The 21631-nt window shown below is 68.3% G+C and carries 13 protein-coding genes; 5 read left to right on the top strand and 8 right to left on the bottom strand.

Going from position 1 to position 21631, the window contains the following annotated elements; translation table 11 throughout:
• Positions 1 to 62: 62 nt before the first annotated feature.
• Entirely contained in the window at positions 63 to 842 is a 780-nt protein-coding gene (locus ACFOMD_RS16935) for a glucose 1-dehydrogenase (RefSeq protein ID WP_380863569.1), read from the bottom strand.
• 153 nt (positions 843 to 995) lie between these two features.
• Between ACFOMD_RS16935 and ACFOMD_RS16930 the strand changes: the two genes are divergently transcribed.
• Together ACFOMD_RS16930 and ACFOMD_RS16925 are read left to right on the top strand one after the other, a co-directional pair.
• The gene (locus tag ACFOMD_RS16930) at positions 996 to 3776 is read left to right on the top strand and encodes a TonB-dependent receptor (protein WP_380863567.1); all 2781 of its coding nucleotides are present in this window, start codon (positions 996 to 998) and stop codon (positions 3774 to 3776) included.
• A gap of 217 nt (positions 3777 to 3993) precedes the next feature.
• Positions 3994 to 6777, top strand: coding sequence for a TonB-dependent receptor (locus ACFOMD_RS16925; protein WP_380863565.1), 2784 nt, complete (start codon positions 3994 to 3996; stop codon positions 6775 to 6777).
• A gap of 221 nt (positions 6778 to 6998) precedes the next feature.
• Here ACFOMD_RS16925 and ACFOMD_RS16920 read toward each other — a convergent pair whose 3' ends face one another.
• The gene (locus ACFOMD_RS16920) at positions 6999 to 9758 is read right to left on the bottom strand and encodes a [protein-PII] uridylyltransferase (RefSeq protein WP_380863563.1); all 2760 of its coding nucleotides are present in this window, start codon (positions 9756 to 9758) and stop codon (positions 6999 to 7001) included.
• 80 nt (positions 9759 to 9838) lie between these two features.
• On the opposite strand from ACFOMD_RS16920, the gene ACFOMD_RS16915 reads away from it, so the two are divergent.
• Complete coding sequence (locus tag ACFOMD_RS16915) at positions 9839 to 10990, top strand: aspartyl/asparaginyl beta-hydroxylase domain-containing protein (protein WP_380863561.1); 1152 nt, start codon at positions 9839 to 9841, stop codon at positions 10988 to 10990.
• 135 nt (positions 10991 to 11125) lie between these two features.
• On the opposite strand, the gene mutS is transcribed toward ACFOMD_RS16915, so the two are convergent.
• Complete coding sequence (gene mutS / locus ACFOMD_RS16910) at positions 11126 to 13750, bottom strand: DNA mismatch repair protein MutS (RefSeq protein ID WP_380863559.1); 2625 nt, start codon at positions 13748 to 13750, stop codon at positions 11126 to 11128.
• Positions 13751 to 13857: 107 nt separating this feature from the next.
• Here mutS and ACFOMD_RS16905 point away from each other — a divergent pair, with 107 nt between their 5' ends.
• Both ACFOMD_RS16905 and ACFOMD_RS16900 read left to right on the top strand, forming a co-directional pair.
• On the top strand, positions 13858 to 16125 hold the full coding sequence (locus ACFOMD_RS16905) for an NADP-dependent malic enzyme (protein ID WP_380863557.1): 2268 nt from the start codon (positions 13858 to 13860) through the stop codon (positions 16123 to 16125).
• Between the two features lie 10 nt (positions 16126 to 16135).
• Positions 16136 to 16912 (top strand): alpha/beta hydrolase, encoded by a 777-nt coding sequence (locus ACFOMD_RS16900; RefSeq protein WP_380863555.1) that lies wholly within the window; start codon positions 16136 to 16138, stop codon positions 16910 to 16912.
• A gap of 117 nt (positions 16913 to 17029) precedes the next feature.
• On the opposite strand, the gene rpoN is transcribed toward ACFOMD_RS16900, so the two are convergent.
• The 5 genes from rpoN to ACFOMD_RS16875 form a co-directional block, all read right to left on the bottom strand.
• Positions 17030 to 18637, bottom strand: coding sequence for an RNA polymerase factor sigma-54 (gene rpoN / locus ACFOMD_RS16895; protein ID WP_380863553.1), 1608 nt, complete (start codon positions 18635 to 18637; stop codon positions 17030 to 17032).
• Positions 18638 to 18910: 273 nt separating this feature from the next.
• Positions 18911 to 19687 carry an LPS export ABC transporter ATP-binding protein gene (gene lptB / locus ACFOMD_RS16890; protein WP_380863551.1) on the bottom strand — a complete coding sequence of 259 codons (777 nt, stop codon included), beginning with the start codon at positions 19685 to 19687 and terminating at the stop codon, positions 18911 to 18913.
• 97 nt (positions 19688 to 19784) lie between these two features.
• Positions 19785 to 20324: an LptA/OstA family protein gene (locus tag ACFOMD_RS16885; RefSeq protein ID WP_380863549.1), complete on the bottom strand. Its 540-nt coding sequence runs from the start codon at positions 20322 to 20324 to the stop codon at positions 19785 to 19787.
• Positions 20325 to 20338: 14 nt separating this feature from the next.
• Entirely contained in the window at positions 20339 to 20938 is a 600-nt protein-coding gene (gene lptC / locus ACFOMD_RS16880) for an LPS export ABC transporter periplasmic protein LptC (RefSeq protein ID WP_380863547.1), read from the bottom strand.
• Between the two features lie 13 nt (positions 20939 to 20951).
• On the bottom strand, positions 20952 to 21566 hold the full coding sequence (locus ACFOMD_RS16875) for a ribonuclease D (protein WP_380863545.1): 615 nt from the start codon (positions 21564 to 21566) through the stop codon (positions 20952 to 20954).
• Positions 21567 to 21631 lie beyond the last annotated feature (65 nt).

The following is a 21631-nucleotide window of genomic DNA, read 5'->3' as shown; positions in this document are numbered from 1 at the left end:
CAGCAGAGACCTTGAATCAACAACCAACAAACCGCGCAACCTTATTGGGTACGGAGCCTAGGTCACATCGCCGCGATGCCGCCGTCGATGTAGAGTTCGGCACCGGTGACGAACTTCGCCTCGTCCGAACAGAGGTAGAGCGCGGCAAAGGCGACATCGTCGGGCTCGCCGACGCGGCCCACCGGCACCTGCCGCGCGAACTTCGCCAGCAACTGCGCCCGGTCGCGATCGCCGATCATCTTGTCGATGATGGGCGTGTCGATGAAGGTCGGGTGGATCGAGTTGCAGGTGACCGCATAGCGTTCCTTCGCGCAATGCAGCGCCACCGACTTGGTGAGGTGGCGCACGGCCGCCTTCGCCGAGTTGTACGCCGCCATGTTGGCGGCGGCGATGATGCCGGCGATCGACGAGACGTTGAGGATCGAGCCGCGTGAGCCCTCGCGCGCCGTCGTCGCGGCGATCAGCGGCAGCGCCAGCTTGCACCCCAGAAACACGCCGTCGAGGTCGATGGCGTGGACGCGCCGCCACTCCTCGAGGCTGGTGTCCTCGACGGTGCCGGCGGGCGCGATGCCGGCGTTGTTGACGAGGATGTGGAGGCCGCCGAATTTTGCCTCGGCTTCCGCGACGGCCGCCTGCCAGTCGGCCTCGCTGGTGACGTCATGGCGGCAGGACGCCGCCGCGTCGCCGATGTCGGCGGCCACGCGCGCGGCGCCGTCGGTGTCGATGTCGGTAAGCAGCACGCGGGCGCCCTCGGCGGCGAATTTGCGCGCCGTCGCGGCTCCGAGGCCGGAGGCGCCGCCGGTCACCAGCGCGATCTTGCCGGCCAACCTACCACTGCTCATAGGGAATCCCCCCCGATTTTGTTGTGCTTGGGCAACAGTTAACACGGCGATTGCCCATTGCGCAGACCTCACTTGACGCTGCGCGCCCCTGACTTCACCAGCACGCCCGGAGCGGTCCCCCCTCAAAGGCCGCCGTATATTGGGGAGTTTCGAGTGAAAAAGAGTCTGCTTCTCGCGTCCGCGTCGGTTGCGCTGCTGACCGCTCATGCCGCTTTCGCCCAGGACGCCACCCAGCCCACGGGTGATGCTGCCGCTTCCACCGCCGCCGAGGCCGCCGTCGCCAGCGACGCCGCCGCGCCCGAGGCCGGTGCCGAAGAGATCATCGTCACCGCCACCCGCCGCGCCACCGCGCTGTCGGACGTGCCGATCGCCGTGTCGGCGGTCTCCGCCGAAACCATGCAGAATTCGGGCGCCAGCGACATCCGCCAGCTGAACCAGCTCGCCCCGTCGCTGCTCGTGTCGTCGACCGGCAGCGAGTCCAACGGCTCGGCGCGCGTCCGCGGCATCGGCACCGTCGGCGACAACCCCGGCCTCGAAAGCTCGGTCGCGGTGTTCGTCGACGGCGTCTATCGCTCGCGCTCGGGCATCGGTTTGAACGAGCTCGGCGAGATCGAGCGCGTCGAAGTACTGCGCGGCCCGCAGGGCACGCTGTTTGGCCGCAACGCCTCGGCCGGCCTCATCAACATCATCTCGAAGAAGCCGTCCTACGAGTCCGAGGGCGCGGCCGAGTTCACCTACGGCAACTATGATCACATCCGCGCCGCCGGCAGCCTGACCGGCCCGATCGGCAAGAGCGAGACGCTCGCGATGCGCATCGACGGCGTCTATGTGAAGCGCGACGGCTTTTACACCGACGTGGTGTCGGGCGACGACGCCAACGATCGCGACCGCCTGTTCGTCCGCGGCCAGCTGCTGTTCGAGCCGAACGACGACCTCGAAGTCCGCATCATCGGCGACTACACGACGCGCGACGAGAGCTGCTGCGGCGCCGCGATCATCAACATCACCGAGAGCAGCGACACGACGCCGACGGTGCCGGGCGACGCCACCATCGCGGCGAGCAACCGCATCGTCTCGGTGCTGCAGAGCCTCGGCGGCATCATCAACACCGACACCTACAGCCGCGACATCGCCGTTTCGCCGGGCCGCAGCTTCCAGAACAAGACCGAGGACTACGGTCTGTCGGTGCAGGCCGACTACGACATGTCGTTCGGCACGCTGACCTCGATCACTGGCTATCGCGAATATAAGTCGGGCGGCGCCGCCGACCTCGACTATGGCAATGTCGACCTGCTGTTCCGAGAGGATTCGTATCGCAAGTTCAAGACGTTCAGCCAAGAGCTGCGTCTCCAGGGCTCGGCGTTCGACGACAAGCTCGACTGGCTGTTCGGCGCCTATTACGCCGCCGAGGACCTGACGGTGTTCGACGACACGACCTTCGGCTCGCAATACGGCGCCTTCGCCGCCTGCCGCATCGTCGCGACGATCAACCCGGCGGCGGCGCTGCGCAACCCGGCCAACCCGGGCTGCCTCAGCCCGGCCGGCGCGGCGACGCTGTTCACCCCGGCGGGCCCGTTTGGCGCGCTGGCGCCGGCGTTCGTGGCGGGCCTCAACCGCCTGTCGACGGTCAACGGCGTCGGCGACGTCGCCGGCTCGACCTACAATCAGGACAGCAAGAACTGGGCGCTGTTCACCCACAACATCTTCAACGTGACCGACCGCCTGTCGGTGACGCTGGGTGTCCGCTACACCGACGAGAGCAAGGACTTCGACGCCTCGCTGTCGAACAACAACCTCGCCTGCCCGGCGCAGCAGGCCCAGCTCGGCCCGATCGCCAACTCGCTGACCGCGCCGGCGCAGGCGACGGCGCGCGCGCTGCTGCTCGGCATCATCAACCTGACCTGCCAGGGCAATTCCTCGTCGGCCATCAATGGCCTGCAGCTCAGCGACAGCCGCGACGAGAGCGAGTGGACCGGCACGGGCGTCATCTCGTACAAGTTCACCGACGACCTGATGGGCTACGGCTCCTACTCGAAGGGCTACAAGGCGGGCGGCTTCAACCTCGACCGCTCGGCGCTGCGCCTGCCCTTCTCGGCGCCGGTCGCGTCGGACGTCGCCAACCTGCAGTTCTCGCCGGAGAAGGTCGACGCCTTCGAAATCGGCGCGAAATATGCGGGCGGCTCGTTCAACATCAACGTCGCCGGCTTCTACCAGGAGTTCGAGAACTTCCAGTTGAACACGTTCAACGGCTCGGTCTTCCTCGTGCAGAACGTCAACGCCTGCGGCACCGACCTGAACGGGGCCGACCGTGACGCGTCGGGCACGACCGGCGCTTGCGCGCCGGGTGACGTGAAGCCGGGCCTGGTGTCGAAGGGCGTCGAGATCGAAGCCTCGATGTTCCCGGCCGATTACCTCGCGGTCACCGCGGGTTACACTTATGCCCGCACCAAGTTCCGCAACAACCTCGTCGGCAACCAGACCGGCGCGCCGCTCGATCCGGCGCTGTTCCTGCTGCCGGGCGACAACCTGTCGAACGCGCCGGAGCATGTCGTGACGGCGTCGCTGTCCTATACCCCGCCGATCGGCGGCAACGGGCTCAGCGCGCTGTTCTACCTCGATACGCGCCTCGCGTCCGACTACAACACGGGCTCGGATCTGTTCCCGGAGAAGGAGCAGGACGGCTTCGCGCTGGTCAACGGCCGCATCGGCATCCGCGGGCCGGACAAGCGCTGGGCGCTTGAGTTCTGGGGCCAGAATTTGTTCAACGTGAACTACCAGCAGGTGGCGTTCAACGCGCCGTACCAGGGCAGCAACAGCATCGCCCAGGTGCGTCAGCTCGGCGCCGCCAACGGCTTCGGCACGGCGAACCAGATCTTCTCCAGCTACCTGGCGGAGCCGCGCACCTACGGCGTGACGGTTCGCACCAAGTTCTAACGACGCGGCGGCCTGCGCCGCTGCGCCGATACCTTCAAAGGCCCGCGTCACCCGGCGCGGGCCTATCTTTTTGACTGTTACACGTCCGACACATTCCATAGATGAACGGGACCTGCCTCCCCTGCGACGCTTGACGGCTGGCCCGCCGCTCCACAGCCTGCGACACGACGGGAAACAGGCGAAAAGCCGTACCGGGGAAATATTGGGGAGGATTTCGATGACCAAGAGCACTTTGCTCGCGTCGGCGTCGTTTGCGTTGCTCGTGGCCGCGCCGGCCTTTGCGCAGGACAGTTCGCAGACGACGGCGCCGGCGACCGCCGCGGCCGAAACCGACAATGCCGAGATCATCGTCACCGCCACGCGGCGCGCGCAGGCGCTGTCCGACGTGCCGATCGCCGTGTCGGCGCTCTCCAACGAGCAGCTCGACAATTCGGGAGTTACCGACATTCGCGCGCTTAACCAGCTGGCGCCGTCGCTGATTGTCTCGGGCGCGACCAGCGAAGTGAACTTCACCGCGCGTATCCGCGGCGTTGGCACCGTGGGTGAGAACCCCGGCCTCGAAAGCTCGGTCGCCCTGTTCATCGACGGCGTCTACCGCAGCCGCACCGGCGTCGGCCTCTCCGAACTCGGCGAGATCGAGCGCGTCGAAGTGCTGCGCGGCCCGCAGGGCACGCTGTTCGGCCGCAACGCCTCGGCCGGCCTGCTCAACATCGTCACCGCCGGCCCGAAGTTCGACTTCGGCGGCTACGCTTCGGGCACCTACGGCAACTACAACTATATGCGCCTTGACGGCGGCGTGACCGGCCCGGTGAGCGAGGGCATCGCCGCGCGCATCGACGGCGTCTGGCAGAAGCGCGATGGCCTGATCCGGCAGGCGACGCCGGGCGAGCCCGATGTCAACGACCGCGACCGCTGGCTGGTGCGCGGCCAGATGCTGTTCGAGCCGACCGAGGACATCAGCTTCCGCCTGATCGGCGACTACGCCATGCGCGACGAGAATTGCTGCGGCGGCGTCTACCAGAACCCGATCCGCAACCTGTCGCGCAACGCGTCGGGCGAGGTGGTCGCCTCGCCGAACACGCTGGCGCCGATCATGAACGCGCTCGGCGCCAACATCCAGGCGGCGCCGGCGGGCCAGCTTTACGTCCGCCAGACCGCGACGACGCCGGGCGTGCCCTACCGCTCCGACACCAAGGACTGGGGCCTCTCGGGCGAACTCAACTGGGATCTGGACTCGGCGAAGCTGACCTCGGTCACCTCGTACCGCGACTATAAGAACGCGCAGGGCCAGGACGGCGACTTCAACGCGCTCGATATCCTGAAGCGCACCGACCTCGACCGGCGCTTCCGCACCTTCACGCAGGAGCTTCGCCTGCAGGGCTCGGCGTTCGACGATCGCCTCGACTGGCTGGTCGGCGCCTATTACGCCGACGAGACGCTGAACGTCGACGACGACATCAAGTACGGCGCCGACTTCGAGCGCTTCGCCAACTGCCTGTTGTTCGCGCAGGTGCTGCCGACGGCGGTGCTGCCGACCAACCCGTTCTGCGCCAACGTACCGGTGGTGCAGGGGACGATCGCCGCGTTGAACGCGCTGCCGGCCGGCAACCCGGCGCGCGCCAACATCCCGCTGCTGTCGGCGCTGATCGCCAATCCGGCGCGGCCCGGCTTCGGCTCGGTGGCCGCCGCGCTCGGCCAGCCGGCGCTGGCGATCAACAACACCGGCGTGGTGCGCAACACCTTCAAGCAGGACAGCCGCAACTACGCCTTCTTCACGCACAATGTGTTCGAGGTGGTGCCCGACCTGATCTCGATGACGGTCGGCGCGCGCTACACCAACGAGCGCAAGGATTTGTCGTCGACGACGCAGACCAACAACAGCATCTGCTCGCTGGTGGTGAACTCGCCGCTGCAGGCGCTGCAGACCCTGCCCTGCGTCATCAACAATACCGCGATCGGCTTCACCGGCACCCAGGCCGGCACCAGCATCAAGGACGGCGAGTGGACCGGCACCGGCGTGCTGAGCTTCACGCCGACCAGCAACCTGCTGATCTACGGCTCCTATTCGAAGGGCTACAAGGCGGGCGGCTACAACCTCGATACCTCGGCGCTCGACCGCGTCTGCAACGCCACCTTCAACCCGGCCTGCGTCGCGCCGCTGGCGGGGCCCGCCAACACGCCGGGCAACGGTCGGCCGGAAGCGGCCGACCTGCAGTTCGCGGCGGAGAAGGTCGATGCCTATGAACTCGGCATCAAATGGGACGGGCCGGGCATCGACGTGAATGTCGCTTTCTTCCGGCAGGACTTCGACGACTTCCAGCTCAACACCTTCAACGGCGTGAACTTCGAAGTCACCAACATCGCGAGCTGCAAGGACAGCCTGAACGGGGCCGACCGCGACGCCAGCGCCCTGACCGGCGCCTGCGCGGCCAACCGGTTGCAGCCGGGCGTGCGCTCGGAGGGCATGGAGATCGAGGTGTTCGCCAATCCGGCGCCCTACCTGCAGCTCGGTGCCGGCTTCACCTATCTCGACTCGCGCTATCGCAACAATCTGACCGGCACCAACGGCCGGCCGCTGTCGCCGGTGCTGTTCCAGCTGCCGGGCGAGCGGCTGTTCTCGTCGGAATTCTCGACGACAGGCTCGATCACCTGGACGCCGCCGGTGTCGGACGACATGTCGGCGCTGTTCTACCTCGACTATCGCTTCCAGAGCGACATCAACACCGGCTCCGACATCGACCTCGAAAAGGAGCAGGACGGCTACATCCTGTTCAACGGCCGCGTCGGCCTGTTCGGGCAGGACCGCAAATGGGGCGTCGAGCTGTGGGGGCAGAACCTCCTCAACAAACGCTATCAGCAGGTGACGGCGGACATGCCGCTGCAGGGCGGCGGCACCTTCCGCGCCGTGCAGAACGGCAATGCCGCGACCGCCAACCAGCTGTTCGTCGCCTTCCCGGGCGAGCCGCGCATGTATGGCATCACGGTGCGCACCAAGTTCTAGACGAACAGAGGTTTCGCGCTGGGCCCGTCTCCCTTGGGAGGCGGGCCTTTTTTGTCGGGCAGGTGAACTATGTCAGGGAACGGTGGGGTCGCAGGCCTGCCCGGATATCCCGCGTCCCCAATCACCCCCAACCGTCATACCGGCGAAAGCCGGTATCCAGACCGGGCGTCGACTGGATACCGGCTTTCGCCGGTATGACGGAATTGGAGGAGCGTATCTCGCTACGCCGCTTCGGCCTTGGCCTCGGGGCTGGCGGCGATGGCGAGGAGCTTCTTTTCGAGCGCCTTCAGCCGCGGGCCGTTGTCGATCTTCTCGCCCATCAGGTCAGTCAGGTAGAAGACGTCGATCGCGCGCTCGCCATAGGTGGCGATGTGCGCCGAATGGATGGTCACGCGCGCCTGGAACAGCGCGTAGGTCAGCGCATAGAGCAGCGCCGGCCGGTCGAGCGCGTTGACCTCGACCACCGTGTAGCGGTTCGACGCACGGTTATCGATCAGCACGTTGGGCTCGGCGTTGAACACCTCGGCGCGGCGCCTTGCGAGCGGGCGCGCGGCGAGCCGGTCGGCGAGCTTCACCCGGCCGGCGAGGCCGTCCTCGATGGTCTGGCGCAGCCGGTCGAGCCGCGCCGGCTCGTCGAACGGGCCGCCGAGCGGATCCTGCACGACGAGATTGTCGAGCGCCATGCCGTCGCGCGTGGTGTGGATGCGCGCGTCGAGGATGTTGGCGCCGGCGAGGCTGATCGCACCGGCGATGCGGTAGAAAAGACCCGGATGGTCGGCGGCGTAGACCGAGACCAGGGTGGTGCCGCGCCCGGCCTCGACGGTGGTGGCGACGGCGAGCGGCTGCCCCGCCGCGTCGGCCTCGGCGACCAGCCGCGCGTTGACGGCGAGCGCCTCGGGCGTCTCGGCAATCCAATAGGGATCGAAGAAGCGCTTGGCGAGCCTGGTGAAGCGGTCACCTTTCCAGCCCAAGGTGGCGGCGAGCGCTTCCTGCTTCACCGCGATGCGCTCGTTTCGGCCTGTCTGCTTGTGACCGAGGCGAAGCACTTCCTCGGCGGATTCATAGAGGTCGCGCAGCAGCTGCGCCTTCCACTGGGTGAAGATGCCGGGGCCGACCGCGCGGATGTCGACGACGGTGAGCAGCAGCAGCAGGCGCAGGCGCTCGGGCGACTGGATCGCCTCGCTGAAGTCGAGGATGGTCTTGAAGTCGGCGAGGTCGCGCTTGAACGCGGTGTTCGACATCAGCAGATGCCAGCGCACCAGCCAGGCGACGGTCTCGGTTTCGGCGGCGGTCAGCCCGAAGCGCGGGCACAGCTTCATCGCCACGTCGGCGCCGAGTTCGCTGTGGTCGCCGCGCCGCCCCTTGGCGATGTCGTGCAGCAGCACCGAGACATAGAGCACGCGCCGCGACACGATCTGATGGATGATCGCGCTGCCGAGCGGGTGATCCTCCTTCAGCTCGCCCTTCTCGATCCTGGCGAGCAGGCCGATGGCGCGGATGGTGTGCTCGTCCACCGTATAATGGTGGTACATGTCGTACTGCATCTGCGCGACGACGCGGCCGAAGTCGGGCACGAAGCGGCCGAACACCCCGGCCTCGTTCATCCAGCGCAGCACCGTTTCCGGGTCGCGCTTGTTGGTCAGCACGTCGAGGAACAGCTTGTTGGCGCGCGGGTCGCGGCGGATGATCTCGGTGATCAGCACGGCGTCGCGGCCCGCCTGCCGCATTGCCAGCGGATGGATCTCAAGGCCGTTGGCGTCGGCCAGCTGGAAGAGCTCGAGCAGCCGGATCGGGTCCTCGCGGAAGAAATCGTCGGACGGCACGCCGATGCGGCCGCGCACCAGCGAGAAGCCGTTCAATTTGCGCGGGCGGCGGTTGAGCGTCGGCAGCCACGAGGATTTCTTGCCGAAGCTCTCCTCCAGATGCGCGAGGAACAGGCCGGTCAGGTCGCCGACCTGCCGCGCGGTGAGGAAATAATGGCGCATGAAGCGCTCGACCGCGCTCATCCCCTGCCGCTCGGCGTAGCGCAGGCGCGCGGCCAGCTCGCGCTGCACATCGAAGGTCAGCCGCTCGTCGGCGCGGCCGACGAGGTCGTGGAGGTTGATGCGCACCGCCCAGAGGTGATTTTCGGCGCGCAGGAACTGGCGCAGCTCGGCCTTGGTCAGCAGGCCCTTCTCGACCAGCTCGGGCACGCTCTGCACCTGATAGGCATATTTGCCGATCCAGAAGAGCGTGTGCAGATCGCGCAGGCCGCCCTTGCCCTCCTTCAGATTGGGCTCGACGACATAGCGGCTGTCGCCCATCCGCTTGTGGCGCGCGTCGCGCTCGGTAAGCTTGTCGGCGACGAAGGCGCGGGCGGTGCCGGAAACGACCTCGCGGGCGAAGCGGGCCGCGGCCTCGTCATAGAGCGGCTGGTCGCCCCAGACGAAGCGCGCCTCGAGCAGCGCGGTGCGGATCGTCAGATCCTCCTTCGCCGCGCGCACCATCTCGTCCAATGAGCGGCTGCTATGGCCGACCTTCAGGCCCAGATCCCAGAGGATATAGAGGATCGATTCGATGACCTGCTCGCCCCACGCCGTCTGCTTCCAGGGCGTGAGGAACATGATGTCGACATCAGAGAAGGGCGCCATCTCGCCGCGCCCGTAGCCGCCGACCGCGACCAGGGTCATACGCTCGGCGGTGGTCGGGTTGATCACCCGGTACATCGACTGAGTGACGAAGTCGTAGGTCAGGCGCAGCAACTGGTCGGTGAGGAAGGCATAGGAGGACGCCAGCTCGATGCCGCGGTGCGGCGTCTCGGCGATGCGGCACTTCAGCTCGGCGCGGCCATCCTTCATCGCCTGCCGCAGCAGCGCGACGAGCTGATGGCGGCGCGCTGCGATATCGTCGGTCGCCGCCTCGATGGCGCGCAGGCCATCGGCGAGCGCACGGCGATCGATGATCGCCCGGCGGTTGGGTATCTGGTCGAAGCGCCACGACATGGCCGCTATCTAGGCATGGATGCGCGCGAGCGCCATCCGCTGCATTTGCGCGAGGAGTTGCCGCGGCCTAGGAAGCGCGCATGGCTTCTTCTCCCACCGACATCCAGACGCAGGCCGAGGCCGGCGTCGCCGCGCTTCGCGCCGGCAATGCCGCTGCCGCCCGCACCGCCTTCGAAGCGGTGGTCGCGACCGGGCGCGCCACCCCGCAACTCTGGCTGCTCCTCGCGCAATCCTGCGAGGCGCTCGGCGACTGGCCGGCGGTAAGCGGCGCGGTCGACCGCGTGCTCGCCGTCGATCACACCAACCTCTACGCGATGACGATGAAGGGCGACGCGCTCGCCGCCCAGGGTGACGACCGCGCCGCCACCGGCTGGTACGGGCAGGCGATCCGCATCGCGGCGGAGCAGCAGGGGCTGCCGGCCGATCTGCTTGAGCGGCTGCGCCGCGCCGCCGATGCCAAGGCGGCGACCGACGCGCGGTTCGAGGCGCATCTGCAGGCGGCGCTCGACGGCGCCGGCGCAACGCGGCCGCCGCGCTTCGCCGAGGCGATCGACATCATGACGGGCCGGAAGCAGCCCTATTTCCAGGAGCCGAAGAGCTTCTTCTACCCCGGGCTGCCGCACACCGCCTTCTACGAGCCGCACGACTTCCCGTGGCTGGTCGAGATCGAGGCGATGGCCGACGCGATCCGCGCCGAGGCGGAAAGCGTACTCGCCGACGACAGCGGCACGGTGCCCTACATCGAAAGGCCGAAGGACCGGCCGGCACGGCCGCACGCGCTGCTCGACGACACGCGCTGGAGCGCCTTCCACCTGTGGAAAAGTGGCGAGCCGGTCGCGGCGAACGCCGCGCGCTGCCCGGTGACGATGGCGGCGCTGGCCAAGGCGCCGATCCCGCGCATCGCCGGCCGCTCGCCGATGGCGCTGTTCTCGATCCTGAAGCCCGGCACGCATATCGAGCCGCACAGCGGCTATCTGAACACCCGCCTCATTTGCCACATCCCGCTGATCGTGCCCGAGGGGTGCCGCCTGCGCGTCGGTAACCAGACGCGGACGGTCGAGGCGGGCAAGGCGTTGCTGTTCGACGACAGTATCGAGCATGAGGCGTGGAACGACGGGACGAGCGCCCGCGCCATCCTGCTGTTCGAAGTGTGGCGCCCGGAGCTGTCGGAAGCCGAGCGCCAGGCGCTGACCGCGATGTTCGACGCGATCGGCGGGTATGGCGAGGACTGAGTGTGTCCCTCTCCCGCTTGCGGGAGAGGTTAGGTGAGGGTGTGCGAGCGTCAGCGAGCTTCCGTCCGGCAGACACCCTCACCCTCCCACCGCTTCGCGGCGGGCCCCTCCCTCTCCCGCAAGCGGGCGAGGGGACTATCCGTCGCCGCGCAATGCCTTCAGCTCGTAGAGTAATTCCAGCGCCTCGCGCGGGCTGAGGTCGTCGGGGCGGATCGTGTCGAGGCGGGCACGTAGCGCATCGGCGATCGCAGCCGGCTCGGCCTTGGCGACGCTGGCGAACAGCGGCAACTCGTCGAGCGCGGCTGCCAGCCCGCCGGTCTTCGCCTTGCCCGCTTCCAGCCGCCCCAGCACCTCGCCGGCGCGCGCCACCACGGGCGGCGGCAGGCCGGCGAGCTTCGCCACGGCGAGGCCGTAGGAGCGGTCGGCGGCGCCGGCGGTCAGCTCGTGCAGGAACACCAGCTCGCCCTTCCACTCGCGCACCTTCACCGTATGCAGCGACAGGCAGTCGAGCCGGTCGGAAAGCCGCGTCAGCTCGTGATAGTGCGTCGCGAACAGGCAGCGGCAGGCGAGATCGTCATGCACCGCCTCCAGCACCGCCCAGGCGATGGCGAGGCCGTCGTAGGTCGAGGTGCCGCGGCCGACCTCGTCGAGGATAACCAGCGAGCGTGACGTCGCCTGGCTGAGGATTGCCGCCGTCTCAACCATTTCGACCATGAAGGTCGACCGGCCCTGCGCGAGATTGTCCGAGGCGCCGACGCGGCTGAACAGCTTGTCGACGATGCCGAGCTTGGCGCTGGCCGCCGGCACGAAGCTGCCCATCTGCGCCAGCACGGCGATCAGCGCATTCTGGCGAAGGAAGGTCGATTTACCCGCCATGTTGGGGCCGGTGATCAGCCACAGGCGGGAGGCGGGGCCGAGGTCGCAGTCGTTGGCGACGAACGGCTCGCGCGACCGGCGCAGCGCGGCCTCGACCACTGGGTGCCGCCCGCCTTCGATGGCGAAACCGGCGCCGTCGTCGATCGTCGGGCGCGCCCAGCCCTCGCCTGCCGCCAGTTCGGCGAGCGCCGCTGCGACATCGATGCGGGCGAGTGCGCCGGCGGTGGCGCGGATGGCGGTGCCTTCGGCCAGCACGCCGCCGCGCAGCTCTTCGAAATGCGCGGCCTCGGCGGCGAGCGCATGGTCGTGGGCGTGCAGGATCTTGGTCGCGAGGTCGTGCAGCTCGGGGGTGCCGAAGCGAACGACGCCGGCAAGCGTCTGGCGGTGGATGAAGCCTGAGTCCGCCTTCATCAGCGCATCGGCGTGCTTCTGCGTCACCTCGATATGGTAGCCGAGCACATTGTTGTGCCGGACCTTCAATCCGGGGATCGCCGTCTCGTCGCGGTAGCGCGCCTCGAGCGCGGCGATCAGCCGCCGGCCATCGGCCGAGGCGCTGCGCAGCTCGTCGAGCGCGGCGTCGTAGCCCGGTGCGATATAGCCGCCGTTAGCCATGTCGAGCGGCGGCTCGGCGACCAGCGCGGCGGCGAGCGCGGCGATATGCGCGGCATGATCGCCGATCTCGGCGAGCGTCGCGGTGAGAAGCGGTGGCAGCTCGACGGTGGCCGCCCGGGCCAGCATCGCCTTCAGCTCGACGGCGGCGGCGAGGCCGTCGCGGATCATGCCGAGGTCGCGCGGGCCGCCGCGGCCGACCGACAGGCGGGAGAGCGCGCGTTCGAGATCGGGGGCGCTGCGCAGCGCGTCGCGGGTGCGGCTGCGGGTGATCGCGTCCTCGACGAACCAGCCGACCATGTCGTGGCGCGCCGCCACCATCGCCGCGTCGGTCAGCGGGGCGGCAAGATCGTCGGCGAGCAGCCGCGCGCCGGCGCCGGTGACGGTGCGGTCGATCGCATCGAGCAGGCTGCCGCCGCGCGTGCCGGCGGCCGAGCGGGTGAGTTCGAGGCTGGCGCGGGTGGCGGCGTCGATCAGCATGGCGCTGCCGGCGAGCTGCGGCTGCGGCGGCGACAGTTGCGGCAGTGACGATTTGCCCGTCTCTTCGAGATAGGCGAGCAGCGCGCCGGCGGCGGCTAGCTCGGCCCGCTCGAACCTGCCGAAGCCGTCGAGCGTCGACACGCCGAAATGCCGCTTCAGCCGTTCGGCGCCGCGCCCGGAATCGAAGCGGTCGCGCGGCAGTTCGGTGGCCGGGATCGGCGCAAGGCCTTCGGGGGCGATCAGCTCGGCGGGGGACAGGCGCGCCAGTTCGGCGTCGAGCGTCGCGCGGCTGAGCGCCAAGGTGCGGAAGCCGCCGGTCGACACGTCGCACCACGCCAGCGCCAGCATGTCGCCAACCTCGGCGAGTGCCGCGAGATAATTGTGTGCGCGCGCGTCGAGCAGCGCGTCTTCGGTCAGGGTGCCCGGCGTGACCACCCGGACGATGTCGCGCGCGACCACCGATTTCGACCCGCGCTTCTTCGCCTCGGCCGGATCTTCTGTCTGCTCGGCGATGGCGACGCGGTGGCCGGCCTTGATCAGGCGGGCGAGATAATTCTCGGCGGCATGCACCGGCACGCCGCACATCGGAATGTCCTCGCCGAGATGCTGGCCGCGCTTGGTGAGCGCGATGTCGAGCGTGGCGGCGGCGGCGACCGCGTCGTCGAAGAACAGCTCGTAGAAATCGCCCATGCGATAGAAGAGCAGGCAGTCGGGCGCCTGGTACTTGATCGCGAGATATTGCGCCATCATCGGCGTCGCCGAGGCGGGAATGGCGGGGGACATGGGGGCGTTCATCGCCCCCGTCATAGCGGCGTCATCGGCCGCGCAGAACGGGTTTTGCGCGCGCCCCCTTGCGAAAAAGGGAGGGCGGCCCCTAAGCAGGGATATCTGGGGAGATGATAATGGCCGAGAAGACCGACGTTCAGTTCTCCGACCGCGAGGCGCTGCTGTTCCACTCGTCGGGGCGGCCCGGCAAGATCGAGGTGATCGCGACGAAGCCGATGGCGACGCAGCGCGATTTGAGCCTCGCCTATTCGCCCGGCGTCGCGGTGCCGGTGCGCGCGATCGCCGCCGATCCCGAGACCGCTTACGATTATACGGCGAAGGGCAACCTCGTCGCCGTCATCTCCAACGGCACCGCCATCCTGGGCTTGGGCAATCTCGGCGCGCTGGCGTCGAAGCCGGTGATGGAGGGTAAGGCGGTGCTGTTCAAGCGTTTCGCCGACGTCGACTCGATCGATCTCGAGCTCGCCACCGAGGATGTCGACGCCTTCTGCAACGCCGTGGCGCTGATGGAGCCGAGCTTCGGCGGCATCAACCTCGAGGACATCAAGGCCCCCGAATGCTTCGTCATCGAGCAGCGGCTGCGCGAGAAGATGAACATCCCGGTGATGCACGACGATCAGCATGGCACCGCGATCATCGCCGTCGCCGGCCTGATCAACGCGCTGCACCTGACCGGCCGCGATCCCAAGGACGTGCGCATGGTGGTGAACGGCGCCGGTGCCGCCTCGATCGCCTGCACCGAGCTGGTGAAGGCGATGGGCGTGCCGCACGATCAGGTGCTGATGTGCGATTCAAAGGGCGTCATCTACCAGGGCCGCACCGACGGCATGAACCAGTGGAAGTCGGCGCATGCGGCGAAGACCGACGCGCGCAGCCTCGAAGACGCGATGCGCGGCGCCGACGTGTTCCTCGGCCTCTCGGTCAAGGGCGCGGTGACGCCGGCGATGGTGAAGTCGATGGCCGACAAGCCGATCATCTTCGCGATGGCCAACCCCGACCCCGAAGTGACGCCGGCGGAGGTTGCGGCGGTTCGGCAGGACGCGATCGTCGCCACCGGCCGCTCGGACTATCCGAACCAGGTCAACAACGTGCTGGGCTTCCCCTACATCTTCCGCGGCGCGCTCGATGTGCGCGCCACGACAATCAACGAGGAGATGAAGCTCGCCGCGGCGCGTGCGCTGGCCTCGCTGGCGCGGGAGGCGGTGCCCGACGAGGTCGCCTCGGCCTATGGTGGCGGCACCAAGAAGTTCGGCAGCGACTATATCATCCCCGCCCCCTTCGATCCGCGCCTCATCGACGTGGTGCCGGCGGCGGTGGCGCAGGCGGCGATGGACACCGGCGTCGCCAAGAAGCCGATCGCCGACATGGCCGCCTATCGCCACGACCTGCGCGCCCGGCTCAACCCGACCACTTCGGTGCTCGCGGGCAGCTTCGAAACGGCGCGGACCAACCCGCGCCGCGTGGTGTTCGCCGAGGGCGAACAGGAAGTGGTGCTGCGCGCCGCCGTGTCGTTCCGCGACGCCGGCTATGGCATTCCGGTGCTGGTCGGCCGCGAGGCGGCGGTGAAGGATGCGCTGGTGCGGATCGGCGTCGATGATCTCGATGCTTTCGAGATCCACAACAGCTCCAACTCACCGCTGGTCCCGAAAATGGTCGAGCGGCTGTACGCGCGGCTGCAGCGCAAGGGCCACCTGCCGCGCGACGTCGAGCGTATGGTCAACCATGAGCGCAACATCTTCGCGGCGCTGATGGTCGATCTCGGCGAGGCCGATGCGATGGTGTCGGGCGTCACCCGCCACTTCGGACAGGTGATGGGGCAGGTCAGCCAGGTCATCGACCAGGCCGACGGCCATATCCCCTTCGGCATCCACATGTTCGTCGGCCGCAGCCAGACGATCTTCGTCGCCGACACCGCGGTGAACGAGCGGCCGACCGCCGAGATGCTCGCCGACATCGCCGAGCAGACCGCGGCGGTGGCGAAGCGGCTCGGGCAGGAACCGCGTGTTGCGTTCCTGTCCTATTCGAACTTCGGCAACCCGGCCGGCACGATCGTCGGCAACCTGCGCGAGGCGGTCGAGATCCTCGATACACGCCAGGTGCCGTTCGAATATGAGGGCGAAATGTCGGCCGACGTCGCGCTCAACCGCGACATGGCGAAAGTCTATCCCTTCTCGCGCCTGTCGGGGCCGGCGAATGTGCTGATCATGCCGGGTCTCCACGCCGCCAACATCTCGGCGAAGCTGCTGAAGGAAATCGGTGGCGGCCGCGTTATCGGCCCGATGCTGGTCGGCATGGCGAAGCCGGTGCAGATCGTGCCGATGACCTCGGGCGCTTCGGACGTGGTGACGATGGCGGTGCTCGCCGCCAGCGGCGTCGTCCAGTAAGGTCGCGCGCATGAACCGGCCGCCGCTGTTCTTCATCCACGGCATGTGGAGCCGCCCGCGCGTGTGGGACGGGCTGCGTGCGCATTTCGAAGCGCGCGGTCACAAGACCTATGCGCCGGCGCTGCCCTTCCACGATGCCGAGCCGGGCGATCCGCCCGCGCCGCAACTCGGCGAGATCGGCGTCGGCGACTATGTCGCCTTCCTGATCGACCAGCTCCAGCAGCTAGACGAGGCGCCGGTGATCATCGGCCATTCGATGGGCGGAATGCTGGCGCAGCTCGCCGCCGAGCGCTTGCCGCCGCGGGCGCTGGTGCTGCTGTCGCCGGCGCCGACCGCGACGACGGGCAGCATCAGCCTTGCGCCGTTGCGCACCGTGTTCGGGGTGACGACGCAGAAGAGCTGGTGGAAGAAGCCGACCTTGATCGATCGCGAGCGGGCGCGCTGGGGCATCTTCAACGAGGTGCCCGCCGACATCGCCGAGCGCGAGATCGACGCGCTGATCTGGGATTCGGGCCGCGTGCTGTTCCAGACCGCGATGGCCTGGGCCGATCCGGCGAAGGGCACCAAGGTCGACTATGCGCGGCTCAACATGCCGGCGCTGGTGCTGGTCGGCGACCATGACCGCATCACCTCGGTATCGACCGCGCGCGCGACGGCGCGGCAGCTGACGGGCCAGGTCGACTATCGCGAACTGCCGGGCGCCAGCCACTGGCTGTTCCACGAGCCGGTCGCCGAGCGCGTCGCGGCGGAGATCGACGGGTTCATCGACGGGCTGCCAGCGGATTGACCCCTCTTCGTCGTCCCCGCGAAGGCGGGGATCCAGCACGATGAGAGGCGCCCGCGGCAGCGGGCAAAGTCATTTGTTGGACTGGGTCCCCGCCTTCGCGGGGATGACGGGTCGGCGCTAAGCCGCGCAGGCGCCGTTCAGCAGCGCGGCGCGGCGGCGCTGGACGCTGGAGCCGAGGCCGAGCGCCTCGCGATATTTCGCCACCGTGCGCCGCGCGATATCGAAGCCCTCGGCGCGCAGTACCTCGACCAGCTTGTCGTCGGACAGGATGGTGTCGGCGGTTTCCGCCGAGATCAGCGCGCGGATGCGGGTTTTCACCGCCTCCGACGACACCGCCTCCTCGCCCTCCGACGACTGGATCGCCGAGGTGAAGAAATATTTCAGCTCAAAGAGCCCGCGGTCGCAGGACAGATATTTGTTCGAGGTGACACGGCTGACCGTCGATTCATGCATGCCGATCGCCTCGGCAATGGCGCGCAGGTTCAAGGGCTTCAGCTGATGGACGCCCTGCTCGAAGAAGGCCTGCTGCTGGCGGACCAGTTCGGTCGCGACCTTGACGATGGTTCGGGCCCGCTGGTCGAGCGCCTTCACCAGCCAGTTGGCCGAGGCGAGGCAGTCGGAGAGGTAGCTCTTCGCATCGCGGTTCTTCGCGCCTGCCGCCAGCTCGACATAATAGCTGCGGTTGACCAGCAGCTTGGGCAGGGTCGCGGTATTGAGTTCGACCGCCCAGCCGCCCGAGGGCGTGCGCGCGACATAGATGTCGGGCACCACCGTCTGCACCCGCTCGCCGCCGAAGGCGAGGCCGGGCTTGGGATTATAGGTCCGCAGCTCGCGGATCATGTCGGTCAGGTCTTCCTGGTCGACGCCGCAGATGCGCCGCAGCGCCGCCATGTCGCCACGCGCCAGCAGGTTGAGATTGTCGAGCAGCCGCGCCATCGCCGGGTCGCAGCGATCGGCCTCGCGCGCCTGCAGCTTCAAACATTCGGCGAGGCTGCGCGCACCGACGCCGGTCGGGTCGAAGCTCTGGATCGCCTTCAGCACCCGCTCGACATGGCCGAGCGGCGTCGACAGTCGCGCCGCGACATCGGCGATCTGGCCGTCGAGGTAGCCAGCCTCGTCGATCATATCGATCAGATGCTGCGCGATGACGAGGTCGGCGCCGTCGAGCGCCGATCCCGCCTGCGCGAACAGATGATCATGCAGCGACAGGTCGTCGGAGAGCATCGTCTCGAAGCCGTCGGGCAGCTCGCCGCCGCCGGCACCGCTGGTCGTGGTGCCGTTAAGGCCGAGGCCGCCATCGAGCCCCTGCTGCGCCGGCAGGTCCGAACCCGAATCATGGTGGAAGGTCTCGGCGACATAGTCGACGTCGAGCGGCCCGTCGGCGCCGCTGTCGCCGGCCTCCATCAGCCGGTCGGCGGTGACGGGGTCGGCCGCCTCGAAGCCGTCGTCGGGCAGGTCGGCGCCGGTGCCGGCGATGTCGTCGGGAAGCTCGGGGCGCTCCTCCGGCCCGTTGATCGGCTCGCCCTCGCTGGCGGTCGCCTCGAGCAGCGGGTTCTTCTCCAGCTCGCCGACGATGAAGCTTTCCAGCTCGAGATTGGTCAGCGTCAGCAGCTTGATCGCCTGCTGAAGCTGCGGCGTCATCACCAGCTGCTGGGACTGCCTCAGGTCAAGGCGAGGTCCTAAGNGCTGGGACTGCCTCAGGTCAAGGCGAGGTCCTAAGGCCATCGTTAGGGCCTCCCCCGACCTTGGACGTCGTTCGTGACGCCGTCAGGAAGGCCGGAGCGAGTGAGCGAGTGCGGCCAGCTAGCTAGGGCTAGCTGGCAAGCGAGCGGAGCGCTGATCCGGCCTTCCTGACGGCGCCCTTCGGGTGTCACGGAGAGCCCGAATGGGGGCGTCGCGGACGCTTGCCGGGGGCCAAAAGGCCCGCCTGCGCGCCCGCTCCTTCCCATTCGGGCTCTCCGTGACATCACGAATGACGTCCAAGGTCGGGGGAGGCCCTCAAAGCTCGAAGCTTTCGCCGAGGTAGACCCTGCGCACGTCCTCGTTGGCGACCAGCGCCTCGGGCGTGCCCTCGAACAGCACGCGGCCGTCGTAGATGATGCAGGCGCGGTCGACGATCTCCAGCGTCTCGCGGACGTTGTGATCGGTGATCAGCACACCGATGTCGCGGTCCTTCAGATGGTAGACAAGGTCGCGGATGTCGGCGATCGAGATCGGGTCGATGCCGGCGAACGGCTCGTCGAGCAGCATGATCGACGGATCGGCGGCGAGCGCGCGGGCAATCTCGCAGCGGCGGCGCTCACCGCCCGACAGCGCCATCGCCGGGGCGCTGCGCAGCCGCTTGATCGAGAATTCGTCGAGCAGCTTTTCGAGCCGCGCGGCGCGGGCTTCCTTGTCGGGCTCCGACACTTCGAGCACCGCCAGGATATTCTGTTCGACGGTGAGACCGCGGAAGATCGAGGTTTCCTGCGGCAGATAGCCCAAGCCCAGCGCGGCACGCCGGTACATCGGCAGCGCGGTGATGTCGGTGCCGTCGAGCATGATGCGGCCCTGATCGGGCATCACCAGCCCCATGATCGAATAGAAGCAGGTGGTCTTGCCGGCGCCGTTGGGACCGAGCAGGCCGACGACCTCGCCGCGCTGGACGCTCATCGACACGTCTCGCAGCACGACGCGCTTGTCGTAGCGTTTGCCGATCGAGACGACCGACAGGCCGTTGGCGGCGTCGGCGGGCCCTGCGGCACCGCGCTCCATCACTGCCGTACCGTCGGCCATGCCCCACTGAACTCCTACACGCTTCTTCACACTTGGGCGCACCACTTGGCGCGCTTCGTGCATATAAGCGCAGGAATTTCGCTTTGGGAAGCGGAGTCTAAGGGTTGGCGCGACGTTCCGGTACGACGAAGCGGCCTGTGACCCGCGTGCCACTGCTCCCCGTCGCGCCGCCTGACGACGCGCCGTCGAGCGTCGAGCGGCCGGTCTCCAAGTCGATGCCGAGGCGCTGGCCGCGCAGCACCGAATCGCCGCGAGTCAGCACGACGTTGCCGATCATGGTGAGCTGCCGGTCCTCGACATCGTAGACGCCGTAGGAGCCGCGGGCGCGCTCCGAGGGGCTGACCAAGGTCACGCCCCCCTCGGCATCGATGCGCAGGATAGCGAGATCGTCGCCCTGCGCGCGCTGGTAGAAGACGCGGAGCTGCCCGGCCTGAAGCGTCATATTGCCCTGGCGGACGACGACATTGCCCGAAAAGATCGCCTGATTGTCGCGGTCGCGCACCTCGATGCGGGCTGCGTCGATGTCGATCGGCGCCTTGGTGTCGTGGCGGGCGAGCGCCGAATTGCCGAGGCCCCCCTGCGAGGCGGCGGGGGCGGCGAGCAGCGCGGCAAGCGCGAGGAAAAGGAGCGGACGCATGGCGACCATGTGCGTCAGCGCTGCACGATCCGCAAGGAGGCGCCTTTGTCGAGCACCACGCTGCGGCCGTTGACGTCGGCGGTGAGGCGGCCGGCGGTGAAGGCGCCGAGCGGCATCTTGCCGTCGACCTTGCCGCTGCCCGTGACCTTCCGCGTCGCGAGGTCGAGGCTGACATCGCTGGTGTCGAGCGCATAGCCGGCGGCCGAGCGCAGCTTGACCGGGCCGACCACGTCGATGCGCTCGCGCTCGAGGTCGTAGCGGCCGACATCGGCATCGGCGCGCGCCGGGCCATCGGCGGTGCGCAGCTCGGCGGAGATGGCGCGCAACTCGACGATCGGGGTGTCGGAGGTCTTCTGCACCGCGCTCGCGGCGCGGATGGTGAAGGGCTGCCCCTTGCTGTCCTCGCCGCGATAGACGGCGCGGTCCATGCGCAGCCGCTCCTGCGCCTCGGCGACGCGGTCCTTCGACAGGATGAAGGAGAATTCCTGCTGGCTGGTCAGCGGCCAGATCAGGCAGGCGGCGAGCACCGCGGCCGCGCCGGCGGGCAGCGCCAGCTTCAGGATCGCGACGGTGCGGTCCCAGCTTCCGCCCGGCGGCGCCGCGTTGGCGCGCATGGCGGAGCCGCTTTTAGACATGCGCGAAGATGTCGGCTTCGGGCCAGCCGGCGAGGTCGAGTTCGGCGCGGTGCGGCAGAAAGTCGAAGCAAGCCTTTGCCAGTTCGGTGCGCCCCTCGCGCGCCAGGCGCACGTCGAGCACTTCCTTCACGCGGTGGAGAAAACGCACGTCGGACGCCGCATATTCCTTCTGCGCGTCGGACAGCTCGGGCGAACCCCAGTCGGATGACTGCTGCTGCTTGGAGATATCGACGCCGATGGTTTCCTTGATCAGGTCCTTCAGACCGTGGCGGTCGGTGTAGGTGCGGACCAGCCGCGACGCGGTCTTGGTGCAATAGACCGGGCCGGCCATCACCCCGAGATAGGCCTTCATCATCGCGAGATCGAAGCGCGCGAAATGATAGAGCTTCAGCCGCGCCGGGTCGGCGAGCAGCGCCTTCAGATTGGGCGCGTCATACCGGCCGGGATCGAAGCGGACGAGATGCTCGTCGGGGCCGCCGTCGGACAGCTGGACGACGCACAGCCGATCGCGATTGGGGTCGAGCCCCATCGCCTCGGTGTCGACCGCGATCGGGCCGGGCCCGAAAACGCCTTCGGGCAGGTCGCCCACATGCAGATAGACCGTCATGGCTCTGGGTTAGTCCCCGGCGGCGCGGGCCGCAACCCGCGTTTGCCGGGGACCGACTGAACCGC

It is taken from the genome of Sphingoaurantiacus capsulatus, assembly GCF_042648405.1.
Lineage (GTDB): Bacteria > Pseudomonadota > Alphaproteobacteria > Sphingomonadales > Sphingomonadaceae > Sphingoaurantiacus > Sphingoaurantiacus capsulatus.
The sequence above is the reverse complement of the archived record's forward strand: the minus strand, read 5'-3'. Positions and strand labels throughout refer to the sequence as shown.

Bases quoted from the DNA above. Each gene is read 5' to 3' on its own strand.
- ACFOMD_RS16885 (WP_380863549.1), bottom strand. From the start codon at position 20,324: ATGCGTCCGCTCCTTTTCCTCGCGCTTGCCGCGCTGCTCGCCGCCCCC.
- lptC (WP_380863547.1), bottom strand. From the start codon at position 20,938: ATGCGCGCCAACGCGGCGCCGCCGGGCGGAAGCTGGGACCGCACCGTC.
- lptB (WP_380863551.1), bottom strand. From the start codon at position 19,687: ATGGCCGACGGTACGGCAGTGATGGAGCGCGGTGCCGCAGGGCCCGCC.
- ACFOMD_RS16915 (WP_380863561.1), top strand. From the start codon at position 9,839: ATGGCTTCTTCTCCCACCGACATCCAGACGCAGGCCGAGGCCGGCGTC.
- ACFOMD_RS16905 (WP_380863557.1), top strand. From the start codon at position 13,858: ATGGCCGAGAAGACCGACGTTCAGTTCTCCGACCGCGAGGCGCTGCTG.
- ACFOMD_RS16875 (WP_380863545.1), bottom strand. From the start codon at position 21,566: ATGACGGTCTATCTGCATGTGGGCGACCTGCCCGAAGGCGTTTTCGGG.
- ACFOMD_RS16925 (WP_380863565.1), top strand. From the start codon at position 3,994: ATGACCAAGAGCACTTTGCTCGCGTCGGCGTCGTTTGCGTTGCTCGTG.
- ACFOMD_RS16920 (WP_380863563.1), bottom strand. From the start codon at position 9,758: ATGTCGTGGCGCTTCGACCAGATACCCAACCGCCGGGCGATCATCGAT.
- ACFOMD_RS16935 (WP_380863569.1), bottom strand. From the start codon at position 842: ATGAGCAGTGGTAGGTTGGCCGGCAAGATCGCGCTGGTGACCGGCGGC.
- mutS (WP_380863559.1), bottom strand. From the start codon at position 13,750: ATGAACGCCCCCATGTCCCCCGCCATTCCCGCCTCGGCGACGCCGATG.
- ACFOMD_RS16900 (WP_380863555.1), top strand. From the start codon at position 16,136: ATGAACCGGCCGCCGCTGTTCTTCATCCACGGCATGTGGAGCCGCCCG.